Here is a 16,296-nt window from a genome sequence, read left to right on the forward strand (position 1 = left end):
ATGCAAAGTTGAACTTTTGTATTATATCAAATAATATATATTTTTAAATATATTGAGGGATGCAAGGGCTAAACATATGTTTGATGGACTTTATTTTGAATATCCAAGTGTAGCTTTTGTTATTTTACTTTTTATCCTTTGTGCAGTTATTTGCAAGATGAAACTACCATCCTTATATTTTCCACATATATCTCAGTTTATGAAAGTATCAAATGGTGCATCTAAACTACTCCTATTTTTAAAGTGGCTGAGCATTGCAATGCTTATAGTATCACTTATGTCTCCCGTAAAAGATGAACCTTATGAGTTAGAACCAAAAAAGGGTTATGAAATAGCTCTGATACTTGATGCTTCAGAGTCTATGAAAGCAAAAGGTTTTGATGAAAGCAACAGAGACTTAACTCGTTTTGATGTCGTAAAAAAGATAGTATCAGACTTTATCATAAGTAGAAAAAATGACAATATGGGTATTGTAGTTTTTGGAGCATACTCATTTATAGCGTCTCCACTAACTTATGATGCCAATATTTTAAAAGATGTAGTCTCAAACCTCTACATCGGAATGGCAGGAAAATTTACAGCACTTTTTGAATCACTGGCTCAGGGTGTTAACCTGCTTAAAGCATCAAAATCAGTTAGCAAAATCGCTATTTTACTAACTGATGGGTACAACACCCCTGATAGTGAATTTCCTTTTGAAGCAGCTATTGACTTTGCAAAAAAACATGATGTAAAAGTCTATCCTATAGGGATAGGAAAATCTAATGAGTACAATAAAAAGATGCTAGATAAAATTGCTGCGCAGACAGGTGGTGTAGCTTTTGGGGCGTCAAATGCAAGTGAACTTAATGTTGTATATGCAAAAATAAATGAGTTAGAAAAGTCAGATATAGACAATGAGACATTTAGTTTTTTAAGATACTACTATATTTTTCCATTAGTTGTTTCATTTTTATCTTTGATTTTGTATATGTTATTTAGAAACAAAAGAGGATATAACTAATGACTTTTTTACATCCTGAATTTATTTACTTTATGTTTGCTCCACTTATGATAATTTACGCATATATAATGATTCGAAAAGAGTCGCATGAACACTACTTTTCAAAAGAGATTATGGATAAGTTAAGAATTAATTCTAATTCACTCACTCTAAAGGCAAGAAATACTCTGTTGTTTTTAGCAGGAGTATTAATAATTATAGCTTCAGCAGAGCCTGTACTTAAAGATGGAACTGTGCGAGTCAAGGCGATAGGTGGTGATATCTTAATAGCCTTAGATATTTCAGACTCTATGTTGTGCGAAGACGTATATCCAAATAGACTTGAATTGGCTAAGAAAAAAGCTCTTGTGATGATAAATAAAACTACAAAAGATAGAGTGGGAGTAATAGCCTTTGCAAAAAATAGTTATCTTGTTTCTCCAATTAGTTTTGATACAAAAACAGTCTCTTTTTTACTATCAAAACTAGATACATCTAGCATAACTCAAAAAGGTACAGATATCCTCACAATGTTAGAAACAGTAACAAAAACTAAAACTACTACAGATAAGAAATACCTTTTAATTTTAAGTGATGGTGGAGATGAAACAGATTTTTCGGCTGAAATAAAATTTGCAAAAGAAAAAGGTATTGTAGTTTTTGTTCTTGGTATGGGAACCGAACTTGGTGCATCTATTAAAAAGAAAGATGGCACACTTATAAAGTATAACGACAAGGTCATCATATCAAAACTAAATGAATCCATCTCTGAGCTTGCCTTGCGCACTGGTGGTGTTTATATTCAAAATACAACATCTTCAAGAGACATAGAAGCAATGTTTAGTGAGATCATAAATAACACTGAACATAAAGAGCTTAAAAGCCAAGAGATACAGAGATATGTAGCCCTGTTTTACTATCCAATAATTCTTGCAATAGTTATTTTACTCATCGCTTTTAATTCTCTTGGTAAAAAAGTTAAACACGACAAGTCAGCATCAATATTTGTACTTTTTATATTAATATTTAGTAACTCTCCAGCTATTGGAGATGTGTTTGACTTTAAGAAGTTGGCTCAAGCAAAAAAATTTTATGAAGCTAAAGACTACAACTCCTCTGCAAAAATCTATGAAGAGTATGCAAGAAAAAATAATAGTGGACAAGCTTATTATAATGCTGGAAATTCATACTATAAAGAAAAACAATATTTAAAAGCTTTAAGTGCTTATTCATTTGCAAGACTTGAAGATAAAGAGTTAAGAGCTAAGAAGTTATCAAACATGGGCAATGCTCTTGTACGCTTAGGTACGCTAAATACGCTAGAGCGGGCAGTAAAACATTATGAAGTATCATTAAAACTAAAAGAAGACAAACCCACAAGAGAGAACTTAGAGGCTGTAAAAAAGGCTTTAGAGGATAATAAAAAGAAAGAAGAGAAAGAAAAAGGAGACGAACAAGAAGAGAAGGATAAAAAATATTCAGAGCAAAAAACTGATGAAAATGGTGACGATTCTGATGAAGCAAACGATAAAAACAATAAAAACAAAAACAAAAACAAAAATTCTAAGAGTAATGACAGCTCAAAAAGTAAAAAATCAGATGAGAAAGTAAGACCTGATAAAAAGAAAAATTCTGATGATGCTAAGTCTCAAGAGAATAAGGACAATGATAACAAAAACTCAAATAATGACAACAATAATGAAGATAGCCAAGAACAAGTAAAAGAGCTAAAAGATAAGAATAAAAAAGAAGTTAAAAACAAAGCTAATAATGCTCAATCGGATTTAAAACTTCAAAAGATGAGTGACTTAGAAGAAGCAAAATGGGTTAAAAAGTTAAACTCCAATCAAAATACTTATCTTTATAGATTAAACAAAGAAACAATTGAAAATGATGAAAAGAATGAAAAACCTTGGTAAAACTATATCTTATTTAAATGTGTCAAAAACTCTTTTGGTTCTATAAAACCTATAATAGTTTTAGACTTGATTACTTCAGAATTTTTATCAAAGAAAAGTATTGCTGGAGGACCGAATACTCCGTACTTTCTACTTAAGTCTTTTTGCTCTTTTTTGTTATCTGTAACATCTGCTTGTATTAAAATAAACTCATCCATCTTATTTTTAACATCAATATTTGCGAAAGTCACATCTTCTAATTCTTTACAAGAGGTACACCACTCAGCGTAAAAATCAAGCATTATATTTTTGCCTTTATGCTTAGACAAAAGCTCATCTAACTCTGTAATAGATTTTACTATTATAAAGTTAGTATGCTTTTTCTCACTTTGAGCAACACCGGATACTACCTGTGGTTTTAAAAATGATAAAGGCTTAGTCATACTTGTTGAGCCACCTAAAACACCTATAAAAAGAGCTACGGAATAGATAAATATTATTACAGCAATACTTCTTTTAAATATATGTGAATCTTTATCAAAAGTACCTAAATAAATAGCAAAACCAAGACCAAGCATAGAATAAAGAGCCATAGTAACATAGACATCAACTACACGCTCTAACATCCATACAGCAACACCTAACATCATAATACCAAAAATGGCACTAACCATAGTCATCCATGCACCAGGTTTAGGCATAAACTTACCTGCACTTACACCAACTACTATAAGAGGAATACCCATACCGATACTCAAAGAAAATAGTGCCATACCACCAAGAACTGCATCTCCGGTTTGACCTATATAGACAAGAGCACCTGCTAATGGAGCAGCTACACAAGGTCCAACTATAAGAGCTGATAAAAATCCCATAACAGCTACACCAATAAATCCACTTTTATGGCTAGATGCACTTACCTTTGAAACCAAAGAATCTGGAAGTTTAAGCTCATAAAAACCAAACATACTCATAGCAAGAGCCACAAAGACACCCGCAAATGAGTAGATAACCCAAGGAGTTTGAAGAGCAGCTTGAAGATTAGCTCCAAATAGACCTGCTAAAACACCAGCAATTGTATAAGCTACTGCCATTGCAAGGACATAAATTACAGAGAGCATAAATGCTCTTTTAGTAGTTATACCCTCTCCTTGAGAGATTATAACTCCAGAGATAATAGGAATCATAGGAAATACACATGGAGTAAGTGCAAGAAGTAAACCAAAGCCTAAAAATGTTAAAAGAACTACAAAAATATTTCCAGATTTAATAGTATCTGCAATGGTATCTGTCTCAGATTTCTCTTCTTTAGCAGGTTTAACTTTTTCTTCTTTTTTTGTCTCTGATTTTTTTAAAGATGCTTGAGCTAACTTGGATGTGTCTATATCAAAGAGGTATACTTTACTAAGTGGTTCATAACAAAGACCTTGTTCAGAACAGCCTTGATAGGAGAAACTAAGTTCAATATTTTTTACTCCTGTAACACCGCTATCTTTTTGTAAAGTAACTACAAAACTCGGTGATTTTAAATAAACCATCTCTTCATGGTGTTTAACACTTTTTGGACCATCTATATTAGCTATAGATATACCACTGCCCTCTTTTATAGAGAACTTGAGTTGCTCTTCATATAGATAAATATCTTTAGCAATATTAAGAGTAGCCTCTATTTGCATCTGGGAGTTAACTTTTGCTTCTGGTATAAATGCTTCTTCTGGCATCAAAAACTTAGGAGCAGCAAAGACTAATACGGAGGTTAAAAGTAGTAAAAGTAGTTTTTTCATGTAATTTTGCCTATTAAAATAATTCAATTATTATAACTAATAAAAATGTGATATCTATTATCTTTTATGTTATTAATGAAGTCTAAATTCTTATTATCACAAAACTGTTACTATTATTAGCAACTAAAAAGTTGCTAATTAATCGCTAACTGGGATGTAGGCATAACCCTCATTTTGTTTATCAATGAGACCTATTGTAGAGTTAGGAATAAGTTCAACAAAACTAACTATATTCTTCTCTTTTAACTTATTTTTTTTCATACCCACTTCACACATCAAAAACTCAACAGCATATGTATCTGACAAACTTTCAATTCTTGTCTTAAGTTCTGCATATGCTTTAAGAAGTTCTTTATCATCTTTGTATATAGTCTTTTTAGGGTCTTTTACAAAAAATCTGTATGCACCGCCATGTATGACAACTGCAACTTCCAACTCTTTTAATTTACCCTCATAATAATTCTTATGAGCAACTATACCTTTTAATATCTTCTTTTGAAAATTTTCAACACTACTAGTCGTTAAGTCAATAACAACTTTATATGTGGAATCCTCAGCACTAAGCAGACCAATAAATGCTAGTAATAATATAAATTTTTTCATCTTCTATTACTCCGTTACTTCTTTTAAAATATCTTCAAAATCATCTTGAGCTTTTTGAAGAACAGCTTGTGCTTCTTTGTTGTCAACTCTAGCACTACTCATCCAGTTATAAACACCTGGAAATCCCATAACAATCTTATCTTCATCTTTTTTCTTGTATACCATCAGTGTACAAGGAGCAAAAGCAGCAGCTTCAGGACGTGTTTGAGAAACTGTATAAATAACTTTTAACTTACAAATAGAGTAGGTAACGTAAAAATCAAATGGACTAGATTTTCCATCTTCAACTAACTCTTCGTTAAAGTCTAAGTAGTTTGCCATAACAAAACCTACTGGCTTAAAACCATTTTCTAAACTAAGTTCTACTTCTTCTTTCATATCTTCGAAGTCTTCACCATCCAAATCAAGCTCATACTTAGTAACTAAGTCCCTACTCTCTTTTAAACTATCTTCACTTAGTTTATGTTTTGCATTTGGTAGTACACTTCTTATGCTTTTTAAAACTTCTTTTTCAATAGACTTTAATAGCTTATCATCAAAGCCCAATATTTTAGCTTGAGCTTCAGAAGTTAGTGTTGATACATGGAGTGTATCTTCATCTAAACCTTGATAAATACCTACACCAAGGGGAGTAAATACACCTGCATCTGGGTGTTTTTTTACTAAATCATGAGAGAGTTTTGAATGATATACAGTTAAAAGATTATAGATTTTAAAGTTTGTCTTTTTAAACTGTTTTGTATATGGAAGATTCATCTCACTGTTTACTGCTATTTTAAAACCATGTTTTACAAATGCTTTTTCTATTGCATCTGGAGTAATAGAACCATTTTTATTATCTACTTCAAACAGATGCAAATCTCCTTGAGCAAATACAACACTAGCACTAAAAAGTGCAACAAATAATACAACTAACTTTTTCATTTTATTCCTTCATATTTAAATTGAACTAACTTATGGGACTATGTTTATCCAGCCATCTTTAACTCTCTCTATTATCTCAACTATTCCAGCTGTTACAATTACACTATCTTCTATAAGCTCTTCTTCTTTTATTTTTTTTGTTTTCATAGTATTTCTGCATGCGATAAATTCTACGTCAAGAAGCATCAAAGCTCGTACTCTTAGAGCTATCTCTTTATGGATTTTTAATAAAGTTTTAATACCTTTAGAATAAGCTACTATCTTCATCTCTACATTTTCAGGTCCATAAAACTTCAACACATTATTTGCACTACTTAATACATGATGAATCTCTTCATCATCACCACTTTTTATGGAAAAAACTATTTGACGTTGATTATCAATAGCAGGTTTTGGCTCAGCAAACTCCGTATCAGCAAATGAGACGATACAAAGAGTTAGTAAAATTAACGTAAAATTTTTCATTTTATTCCTTTTGTTAGATCTTTAAAATCTTGAATATTCCAAGAACCAGGTATTGTTTTGAGTATCTTTTTATCTGCGTCTAAAAAATAAAAAGTAGGTGTAAAGTTAACTTTAAGACCAAGTGGTAGTTTTTCATTATCCATATTTATCTTTACTGCAATAAACCTCTCATCTAACCACCTACTCATATCTTTGTCTTTAAAAACATCTCTATGCATTTCTTCACAGTAGTGACATCCTGTTCTAACAACATCAATCATAATTATCTTTTTACTCTGTTTTTGCATCTTAAGAGCATCTTCATATGAGTGAAATTCAACTGCGAATAGTGAAGATAAACTCAGAGCTAAAATCAAGATAAATCTATTCACTTTCCCACTCCAACATTCTGTATGCAATTTCAACATTTTGTCTATGCATAGAGTCATAAAAATTTATATCTTTAAATTTTTCCATCTTCACCATATTTACAACATCACCTATCTCTTCACCATCTTCTAAAAGCATAGCAACTCTGTCTCTTAAGGTCTTTATATAGTTATATGTCATGTCAATGGAAGTTCTATCTACTATTTCTCCATGTCCACCTACGATAAAATCTACATCCATTGCTCTGACTTTATCAAGGCTCTCTAGCCAGCCATTGAGATTTCCATCTCTTATTGAAGGTAAGCGGTCATTAAAAACCAAATCTCCAACAAAAACAATTTTTCCATCTGGAATGTAAATTAAAAGATCACTGTTTGTATGAGCTTTTTTATTAACACTTTTTATGTAAACTTTTTTTCCATCAATGTCCAATACTTTTTCATCCTTAACAAAAATAGTAGGAAATATTTGAGTCGTTTTAGCATAAGCTTGCTGACTTATTCTCTTTTGCATTCTAGTCATCTCAACTTTTGACTCATTTTTAAATACACTTGAACCTATAATTTTCACACCAATTGAAGCATAGTAAGAGTTACCAAGCCAGTGATCATCATGAACATGAGTATTAATTACATAAGAGATTGGTAGGTTATTGATTTTTTTCATTTTTTCATATGCTTGGAGAGCATATGAGTATGTAGGACCACTATCTATCACAAGATAGCTAGTCCCCATATTAACAAAACAGGAGTTGACCATATTACCGTTGTTATGCTCGTCCATCACTTCTGGCAAGCCGAAAAAGCAGTGTGTCTCTTCACTGACTTTTTCAGGCTTAAGAGTATAATCAAAAGCTAGGAGAGAATGAATAAACACAAAATATATTAGAAGTGACTTCAAAGCATAACCTTTTTAGTAATTTAGTCTAGAATTTAAATTGATACTGAACAATAAACGCGTCATCTCTATAACCACCTAATCCAGTCCATTTATCAGCAGCAACTTCAGTTGCTCCATTTCCACTAGCTAAGATGTAGTTAAATACAACTTTATGCTGATTTCTTCCACGCTTAGCTTTACGAGAAAAATCTTGATATGGTGAAGATATAAAATAATTGAAACCTAAGTAAGTATTTCCTAAATCTGTTGAATGAGTATTCAAATATTTACCTTCTGCATTAGCTTGAATATGTTTAGCAACTAATTCCAATGTTGGAGTTACAAAGTATGCAGCTGTAGCAGTAGCAACTTTTTCATTATAATCTCTTACTCCTTGAATATTGTTACCCGTTGTATATTCAGCTTTAAGGCTTAATGCACCTAAGTTAGAATCAATACCAACATTGATTGATGTATAATCTTCATTAAAACCATCTGCGGCAGTTGTTGCCCCGTCTACTGCATTATATCCACCAGCATTTTGGGAAATTGCATAAGAAGCTTCTATGTGAAATGCTTCTGTGTAGTCAAACATACCACGAACTGCATAAGAGTTACCACCAAATTCTATTGATCCACTAGAAGTTCCTCCTGGCAATACAGTAGTGTCTCTTTTTAGAGCAGCACTTCTACTTGCTTGATTGGCAATCATAACATCATAACCAAAACCCTTCCAAGGACGTTCATGACCCATTTCAAAACCGTCAACTTTACCATTATTTCCTAAGAACATGTCACGACCAGAAAACATTAAACCAGTATTTCTTTCAAGTACAAGAGATTTATCCAAACCACGTTCTGCGATATCAAGATTCCATCCTGGCATAGTAAAGCCCATACCGTGAGGCATCTTAATTAAACCTAGTTTTATAGTGAATGCATCGTCAGCTTGATATGCAATAAAAGCATCTTTAACAAGTTTTGGAATAGAGTCACCATCAGTATGGTCACTTGCTCCAGTAGCATCTTGATTGAAGTCTAAGAAAACTTTACCACGAACTTTACCAGCTACATATTTCCAACCAAGACGAATACGCTGTGCTCTAAATGCAACATCTGAGTCAGCTTTTTCTACAGAACCAGCTTCTTTGATCTTCATACCGTCCCCACCAACCATTTCAAGTTGAGCAAAACCAAAGAACGTAAGCTTAGTATCTACATCACCAACTTTTTTCTTCATTGTATAACCAGCTGACGCCGATGTACTCATAAGTATTAGTGCTGCTGCGCTTGCAGCTATTTTAATCATTGTATTCTTTTTCATTATCTACCCTTATTTATTAATTATGCGTATGTTATAATTAAAGTGTTTGACTTTGTTATTATTAACATATTCAGATTAGGATGGTAGTTAGAGCTACCATCGGCCTAAACTAACAGCTTCTATAACCTTTTACTGGACATCCACAATCATAATCAACTAAAGTAACATTCCCTTCATTACTTACATCAACTACTTTTTGTTTTTTAATGTAATCACGAGTCACGTCATAAACTGCTCTAATTTTATCTTTTTGAAGATTTTCACCAGCATTTTGCAAGTTACCACCCCAAGATGAAACTATGTATGTTTTATTCAAGTCTATCGGTTTACCTCCAATCATAAGTTTAGAAATACGTTTACCAGCTGCGGCAGCAACTGCGATAGAGTAAGTAACTCCACCCAAGCGACTCATGTCACCACCCTGTTGATAAAGAGGGTTTGCATTAAATACATTATCTGCTATATCTTCTAATAGAGTTGCAATCTTAGAGCCTTTTAACTCAAATGTATAAACATCAGGATAAGTGATACCACACATTTCATATACATTATCCATCAAAATATCATCTCCTGCAAGAACTGTTGTTCCCCATCTATATCCAGGAGTAAAAGAGATATCACACTTCATCTCATCCATGATAGCGTCATTAATGAGCTGATCAAAAGTTGAGAAGAAAGTATCTCTTTTATATAGAGTATTTTTTGTTTTACCTAACACTTCATTAAACTCCGCAGCAAACGGTGCATATAGCTCATCTACAAGTTTAACTCCTGCAGGATCTGCGGGAATCATATTAGATGCTATTGGAACAAGTTTGTACTCATAGTCAATTACTTTACCATCTTTAGCATCTATATCTAAACGACCAACATATTTACCATGACTACCTGCAATAACGATAACAGTACCGTTGATTGTGATAGGCTTAGGAGAAGGGTCATGTGTATGTCCGCTTAAAATAAAGTCAATACCGTGAACCATACGAGCAACTTCTTGGTCAACACTAAATCCATCATGAGAAAGAACTACAACACAATCAACTTTATGCTCATTTCTTAACTCGTTTACATACTCCTGAAGTGTTTCAGGTCTGATACCAAAACTCCAGCCATCTGTAAACTCTCTAGGGTTTGCAGTTGAAGTAAAAGGAAATGACTGACCGATAATACCAATCTTTGCCCCGCCACGTTCTTCAATAGTGTATGGTTCAAAAATAAGTTCTTCATACTCATCTGCAAAAGGGTCATTACCAACAACATTTTGAGAGATAAACTTAGCATCTAACATCTCTATTAGCTCTTTAACACGCTCTTTACCATAAGTAAATTCCCAGTGCCCTACCATTACATCAACACCAAGGTAATTTTGAGCTTTAACGATAGCTTCACCTCGAGTTTTTAGTGCAACACCTGTACCTTGCCAAGTATCTCCAGAGTCAAGAAAAAGTACATTTTCATTTCCACGCTCAGTTCTTACATGATCTAAATAAGTTTTCATATGAGCAATACCACCCATTTTTCCGAACTTTTTAGCCAAAGTGTCAAAATCCATATGAGTATCAAAGTAAGCATCTAAAGAACTAGGTTCTAATCCATAATGCGCAGCAAAAGCTTCACCACATAAAAATCCAGGTGTTCCAACAAGATTTGGAGCAGAGATCAAAGTAGATGGCTCTCTCCAATAAAGTGGTTTAATATGAGCATGAATATCACACATATGCAGCAGTGTAAAATTACCTGTTGCTTTAAAGTCATAAATATCTTTTAATGATATTTGTGCAGGTGTTTTTGCACTTGAGGTAGAACATCCAGCTGATGCAACTCCAAGTCCAAAGATTGCGGCAATATGCATAAAGTCTCTTCTAGAAATTTCCATTATCTTTCCCTATCTCTTAATACCAGGAACAGCGATTTCTGTGCCCTTAGCTTCATCTGTAAGATAAACTTCAAGTGCAACCATTTCTGGTGAGCCAAGAGGAATAACTTTTAATAAAGCATTTTTCATACAACCCTGAAAGCGGCGTTGCAACGTTCTTAGAGATGATTTAGTCATTCTATATGCTGGCCAAGTTGCTGCAACTGCAACACCTTTATTACTTAAGTCTGGTAGCGGTTGTGTTCTTAAAACACTACCTATTACAGCATCTGAATGACAGCTAAGACATGCTAGACCACGTCCACCACGTTTTTGCTCAAACGTTAGTTTACCCAATGCATAAGCATCTTTCATATGTTGATTTGCATTGACATCGATGTTACTCTTCTCACCATTAGCAATAGTCTTAACATATGTACTCATATCAAACATATTCGAACTTTTTAGTGCAAATGGCTTATGATTATTTTTATACATAAGAGCTTGAAGTACTTGATCTACACCAACTACTTGTTTAAAATCTTTTAAGTAACGAGGAAAACCTGCTATGAAAGCTGGTAATTCATCTTCACTTACATTTAAAAATGCTGCTAAACCAGCATCTCCACCACAATACTCCTCAAGAAGTTCGTTACCGTTTTCTACCATAATATCAGCTGGATTATTTTCTAACATCTCAGCATACATCGCACGGTCAGCATCACTCATTGCAAACTGCTCACTTGCAAAAGTCAATGAAGAAAGAAGTGCAATAAATAGTGCTATTTTTATTCCTGTTTTCATTGATTATCCTTTTGGTTTAATCTTTTTGCTTTTTTCATTTACTTCACCAGTATTATCAGTATATGTAACGCTAAAATTACCTTTACCGTTAATTTTAATATATGTAGTAAATACCGGGTTAGTAGAGAGTGATTCCCATACGTTCATAGTTGTAATGACTTTTCCGTTATAGCTAAACTTTACATTGTTAATATATTTAGCCGGAATAATCTCTTTAGTTTTTTTATCTTTACGCATACCTGTTTCCATTGGATGCATAACCATAAAACTTACTTTAACTATTTCACCATCTTTAAATTTTTTTGGCTTGATTTTAATCAGTGATTTTCTTTTTCCCATTTTTAATTCCTTAATTTTTATATTTGTAGATTATGTTAAATGGTCGAAAATCAACCACATCCACCGATAGTAACTTTTACACTTTGACTAGCAGTAATAAATGATCCATCACTAAGCTCAACCACTGTTGCAACATCTTGAGTCCCACCAAGTTTAATACGAGTTGCAAACATTGCTTTTCCATTTGCAGGAGTTAAGTGAACATCAATACAACGAGTGTTTGCGTTTTTAGTAGCAAAAATATGAATTGCTTTTACATAGTCAGCTTCAGTCATCGGAGACTCAACCTCAACAGTAACAGGAACAACAGCACCGTTCTCAGCAATTTCTGGAACTTTCAATTTAATTTTTGAAGATACAACAGGAGTTTTACCACCAGTTACAGCATCTACAGCAGCTTTAAATGTAAGATCATTAGGACCTGAGGGTTTCTTTGCATCAGCTGCAAAACTCATTGTTGGAGCAACAGCAGCAACTGCAGCAACTGTACCTAATTTCTTGAAAAAATCTCTTCTTTGCATAGTTTATCTTCCTTTATTTTTCAGAAACAATATATGAAGTAATCTCACATATCTCTTTAGTTGTGAATAACTTAGTAGTTAAGTTAATAGTCATGTGTGTATTTTTATTGTCTATACGAGGATCAGCAATTTTTTGAAAAACAAATTGATTATTTCTAACACCAGTCGCCATAAACATATTTTTATAGTCTGTTAAGTCGGGACCAATATTTCCAGCACCTTTAGCACCTTCTATATTATGACAAGCGACACAGTTTCCATATTGTTTATTTGGAATTTTGTCACCAGGCATATAAGTTTTACCTGGCTCCATTTGCTTTTTAGCAAGACCTTGGGGTAATTTACCCTTTGCTTTTCCACCGTTTAAATTATGGAATATAAAAGCACCTCTTGCGATAGCTTTAGGATCTGTTGTTATACAACCAGTTGGCATAGTAAAAGTTTTAGCTGGAGCCAATAGATCTTTTTGAATCATCTTGCTTGCATTTGGTTTCTCTATAACACTACTATAATCAGCAGCGAAAAGTGAAGCACTTACAAGTAGTGATATCATCACAGTTTTCTTCATTCTTGTTCCTCCTATTCTTATTTCAGGAGCAAGTTTATCACTCGAATGTAAAATTAATGTAAAATCAGATTAAATTATAATTATTTTGTAGAAGGAGATGGGAAAATATAAAGAAATTCACTTCCTACCTTTGGAGTAGATTCTATTACAAGCTCTATATTAGCCTTGTTTATGATGGATTTCACGATATTTAGCCCTATTCCGAAACCACCTTTACTGACGTTTTCTCTATAGTACCTGCTAAATATTTTTTCAACTTTTTCGATTCCAACACCATAATCTCTAAAGCTTAAATGACATTTTTCATCTTTCATATATAGACTTATATCTATTTTTGAGTTTTCATGTGAGTATTTTATTGCATTAGATATAGTATTGTCTATAACACGTTGTAGTTCTTTTGAGTTCATATATATATTAGTACATTCCTTGATATCTGTATTTATTATTATATTTTTCATCAAAGCCACTTCACTAAAGTATTCTATTCTATCTGCTAGAAAAGCACTCATATTAATATATTCACCTTCATGTTTAAGTTTATCATGCTTAATGAGATAATCCATATCATTATATATGTTAGAGAGAACCTTTGTTGCTGCTTTCATCCTTTGTAAATACTTATTTGGTTCATTCTTTCTATTGTAAAGATCAATATTTACATTTATAATAGACAGAGGAGTATTTATCTCATGCATAGAATCTTTTATAAAATTATCAAGTTGTTTATTCATTTTTTGAAACGGTTTAGCAAAAGTCTGTAAAAAGAACATACTAAGCATAAAGACTAGTGTCACAACACTAAAGAGTATATACATAACCTTTTCATAAACTACGGCAAAAGAGAGTTGATTTTTAACTATTAGATACTTAGCACCAAAATATCTGTTGTTTGGAAGGTTAACAATCAAGTATGCATCATTGCCATCTAAGTGATATCCATCTTTAAAGTACTTTATCTTGTAATTTACTAAAGAGAAAATTGGTTGAAAACTCTCATCATAAAGACCTGATTCAAATGTTTTAAATCTTGGGTATTCAAAATATTCATCATTTCCATTGTACTCTTGCATAGCTTTTATGACTAAAAGAGATTTTTCTTTTAGTAGCAACTCATTTTGTATAGAGTGAATATTTTTCATATATATGAAATAGAAAAATAGAGGGGTTAAAAGTATTACTGAGACAAGAGAAGTATATATTAGTGCATACTTTGCCGAGTATTGACTATCTTTCAATTATATATCCTAGCCCTCTTCTGTTTTGTATAACACCCTCTGGTAGTTTTTTACGTAAGTTATTTAGCTGTACTCTAATAGTAGCAGGTTCTACATACTCTCCCCAAACCTCATCTTGAAACATCTGAGTAGATACTACGGCATTTTTATTTTTTATCAAAACTTCTAAAAGGTCTTGTTCTGTCTTTCTGAGGACTATTTCATCATCTTTAAGTGTTAACTTACTTTTTTTCATATCATAAACAATATTGCAACCAATATGAATTATAGAACTATCATCTTGAAAAAAACTTGCTAGTGCATGGTCTATACGAAGTTCTAACTCTTCTAAATCAAATGGTTTTCTGATGTAATCACAACACCCTCTTTTATAACCCTCTTTTAAATCATCCATATCCGTCATAGATGTTAAGAAGATTGCAGGTACTTTTTTATCATCAAGTCTAAGTTTTTTTAAAAGTTCAAAACCATTGAGTGATGGAACATTTACATCAAGCAGTAAAATATCATAAGCTTTGTCATATACAGCCTCATAAGCTTCCCTTCCATCCATAAAACCATCCACTTCATAACCTAAGTCTGTTAAAAACTCTTCTATACTTATACGAAGTGAATACTCATCTTCTAATAATAAAATTTTCATTTAATTTTCCCGTCTATCTTTTTAATAATATTTCTCTCTAACATCATCTGAATAAGCTCATCTTTAGAGTACTTGTCAAATTTTTCATATGCTTCATCCAAAAATACTTGTCTATCTTCTTTATCAATTACATCTTGAAGATAGACCATAGAACTGGCTGAGTAATCATTATATATGTTCTTTTCATACTTCTCTTCTTTTACAACATCATAGAGACCACTTCTTGTGACATTAATAAGAAATGATATATCATCCTCAGGATTTCTAAAATACTCCAGATACTTCTCAGGCAGAACAAAGACAAATGCACCTATGGCTTTAAATTCTCCATCATACATTGTCTCATAAAAGATATATTTATTATCTTTATATGCAACATTACTCAGCCTTAGTTCTTTAAAGTCTATCTTATTTAGTGTTTGGATATGATTATAATTATAGTTTCTATTTGATACTACATAATTATTTATAGCTAGATTTTCCATCATAAGTACTGCGCTATCCATATGTTTAACATCTAAAAGTACATATAGATCTACACCCATAGAACTAAAAAAGTCAGTGATTGATTTGAAAAATGAGATAACTTCCACAAAACCAAGAAATTCACCATCTTTATATATAGGTACTGTTGCCTTTATACCTAAACGTCTTCCTATCTCTATAGAAGTACGTGGTGTTTTGTGAGTCTCAAAATATTTAAAGTCAGTTCTATAATCACCTAGTGGCATCCCAGCATATATGTCATCCCAACTTCTTGCAAAGATATTTAAATCTTTTGTAATAATTTGAGCTCTTATAAGTATATTTGTATTATTATTGATTGTAGTAGTTATATCTGAGAGTATCTTATAACCCAAATCTTCATCATCATTTTCTAAAGCATCTACGAGTGCTTTGTTTTTGGAAAGAAAGAGTGCCATCTTCAAGTCATCCATTTTATAAGACTTTAACTCTGAGTCAAGAGTTAGTGTAACCTGATCCATAATATTCTTAATCTTCTGCTCTTTTATCTCATTTTTGTAGTAAAACATACCCATTGCAATAATAACAACTATTAAGACAAAAATAACAACTATCTTTTTTAACATTTATATACC

17 protein-coding genes are annotated in these 16,296 nt (G+C 32.4%); 2 read left to right on the top strand and 15 right to left on the bottom strand.

Annotated features, from left to right (window positions below):
- The first annotated feature begins 76 nt into the window (after positions 1-76).
- A complete protein-coding gene (locus tag ACLHDE_RS08225) occupies positions 77-1,003 on the top strand; it encodes a VWA domain-containing protein (RefSeq protein WP_415395942.1) in 927 nt (308 codons plus the stop codon).
- Positions 1,003-2,901 carry a VWA domain-containing protein gene (locus tag ACLHDE_RS08230; RefSeq protein WP_415395943.1) on the top strand — a complete coding sequence of 633 codons (1,899 nt, stop codon included), beginning with the start codon at positions 1,003-1,005 and terminating at the stop codon, positions 2,899-2,901. The genes ACLHDE_RS08225 and ACLHDE_RS08230 overlap by 1 nt, the downstream gene beginning before the upstream one ends.
- Positions 2,902-2,903: 2 nt before the next feature.
- On the opposite strand, the gene dsbD is transcribed toward ACLHDE_RS08230, so the two are convergent.
- The 15 genes from dsbD to ACLHDE_RS08305 form a co-directional block, all read right to left on the bottom strand.
- A complete protein-coding gene (dsbD, locus tag ACLHDE_RS08235) occupies positions 2,904-4,664 on the bottom strand; it encodes a protein-disulfide reductase DsbD (protein ID WP_415395944.1) in 1,761 nt (586 codons plus the stop codon).
- A 138-nt stretch (positions 4,665-4,802) separates the two neighbouring features.
- Entirely contained in the window at positions 4,803-5,267 is a 465-nt protein-coding gene (locus tag ACLHDE_RS08240) for a DsrE family protein (RefSeq protein WP_415395945.1), read from the bottom strand.
- A 6-nt stretch (positions 5,268-5,273) separates the two neighbouring features.
- Entirely contained in the window at positions 5,274-6,191 is a 918-nt protein-coding gene (locus ACLHDE_RS08245; RefSeq protein WP_415395946.1) for a DUF302 domain-containing protein, read from the bottom strand.
- Positions 6,192-6,221: 30 nt separating this feature from the next.
- Positions 6,222-6,656 carry a DsrE family protein gene (locus tag ACLHDE_RS08250; protein WP_415395947.1) on the bottom strand — a complete coding sequence of 145 codons (435 nt, stop codon included), beginning with the start codon at positions 6,654-6,656 and terminating at the stop codon, positions 6,222-6,224.
- On the bottom strand, positions 6,653-7,027 hold the full coding sequence (locus ACLHDE_RS08255; RefSeq protein WP_415395948.1) for a thioredoxin family protein: 375 nt from the start codon (positions 7,025-7,027) through the stop codon (positions 6,653-6,655). Before ACLHDE_RS08255 ends, ACLHDE_RS08250 begins: the two co-directional genes overlap by 4 nt.
- Entirely contained in the window at positions 7,020-7,925 is a 906-nt protein-coding gene (locus ACLHDE_RS08260; protein ID WP_415395949.1) for an MBL fold metallo-hydrolase, read from the bottom strand. Before ACLHDE_RS08260 ends, ACLHDE_RS08255 begins: the two co-directional genes overlap by 8 nt.
- A gap of 25 nt (positions 7,926-7,950) precedes the next feature.
- On the bottom strand, positions 7,951-9,228 hold the full coding sequence (locus tag ACLHDE_RS08265) for a porin (protein WP_415395950.1): 1,278 nt from the start codon (positions 9,226-9,228) through the stop codon (positions 7,951-7,953).
- A gap of 109 nt (positions 9,229-9,337) precedes the next feature.
- Positions 9,338-11,104 (bottom strand): thiosulfohydrolase SoxB, encoded by a 1,767-nt coding sequence (soxB, locus tag ACLHDE_RS08270; protein ID WP_415395951.1) that lies wholly within the window; start codon positions 11,102-11,104, stop codon positions 9,338-9,340.
- A gap of 9 nt (positions 11,105-11,113) precedes the next feature.
- Positions 11,114-11,887 (bottom strand): sulfur oxidation c-type cytochrome SoxA, encoded by a 774-nt coding sequence (soxA, locus tag ACLHDE_RS08275; RefSeq protein ID WP_415395952.1) that lies wholly within the window; start codon positions 11,885-11,887, stop codon positions 11,114-11,116.
- A gap of 3 nt (positions 11,888-11,890) precedes the next feature.
- The gene (gene soxZ / locus ACLHDE_RS08280) at positions 11,891-12,226 is read right to left on the bottom strand and encodes a thiosulfate oxidation carrier complex protein SoxZ (protein WP_415395953.1); all 336 of its coding nucleotides are present in this window, start codon (positions 12,224-12,226) and stop codon (positions 11,891-11,893) included.
- A gap of 50 nt (positions 12,227-12,276) precedes the next feature.
- Positions 12,277-12,747, bottom strand: a complete 471-nt coding sequence (soxY, locus tag ACLHDE_RS08285; RefSeq protein ID WP_415395954.1) for a thiosulfate oxidation carrier protein SoxY — start codon at positions 12,745-12,747, stop codon at positions 12,277-12,279.
- A gap of 13 nt (positions 12,748-12,760) precedes the next feature.
- Complete coding sequence (soxX, locus tag ACLHDE_RS08290; protein ID WP_415395955.1) at positions 12,761-13,315, bottom strand: sulfur oxidation c-type cytochrome SoxX; 555 nt, start codon at positions 13,313-13,315, stop codon at positions 12,761-12,763.
- An 80-nt stretch (positions 13,316-13,395) separates the two neighbouring features.
- Positions 13,396-14,553, bottom strand: coding sequence for a sensor histidine kinase (locus ACLHDE_RS08295; RefSeq protein WP_415395956.1), 1,158 nt, complete (start codon positions 14,551-14,553; stop codon positions 13,396-13,398).
- On the bottom strand, positions 14,543-15,196 hold the full coding sequence (locus ACLHDE_RS08300; protein WP_415395957.1) for a response regulator transcription factor: 654 nt from the start codon (positions 15,194-15,196) through the stop codon (positions 14,543-14,545). Before ACLHDE_RS08300 ends, ACLHDE_RS08295 begins: the two co-directional genes overlap by 11 nt.
- Positions 15,193-16,287, bottom strand: a complete 1,095-nt coding sequence (locus ACLHDE_RS08305; RefSeq protein WP_415395958.1) for a cache domain-containing protein — start codon at positions 16,285-16,287, stop codon at positions 15,193-15,195. Before ACLHDE_RS08305 ends, ACLHDE_RS08300 begins: the two co-directional genes overlap by 4 nt.
- Between the last annotated feature and the right edge of the window lie 9 nt (positions 16,288-16,296).

The sequence above is a fragment of the Sulfurimonas iocasae genome, assembly GCF_047716755.1.
In the GTDB taxonomy this organism is placed as follows: Bacteria; Campylobacterota; Campylobacteria; order Campylobacterales; family Sulfurimonadaceae; genus Sulfurimonas.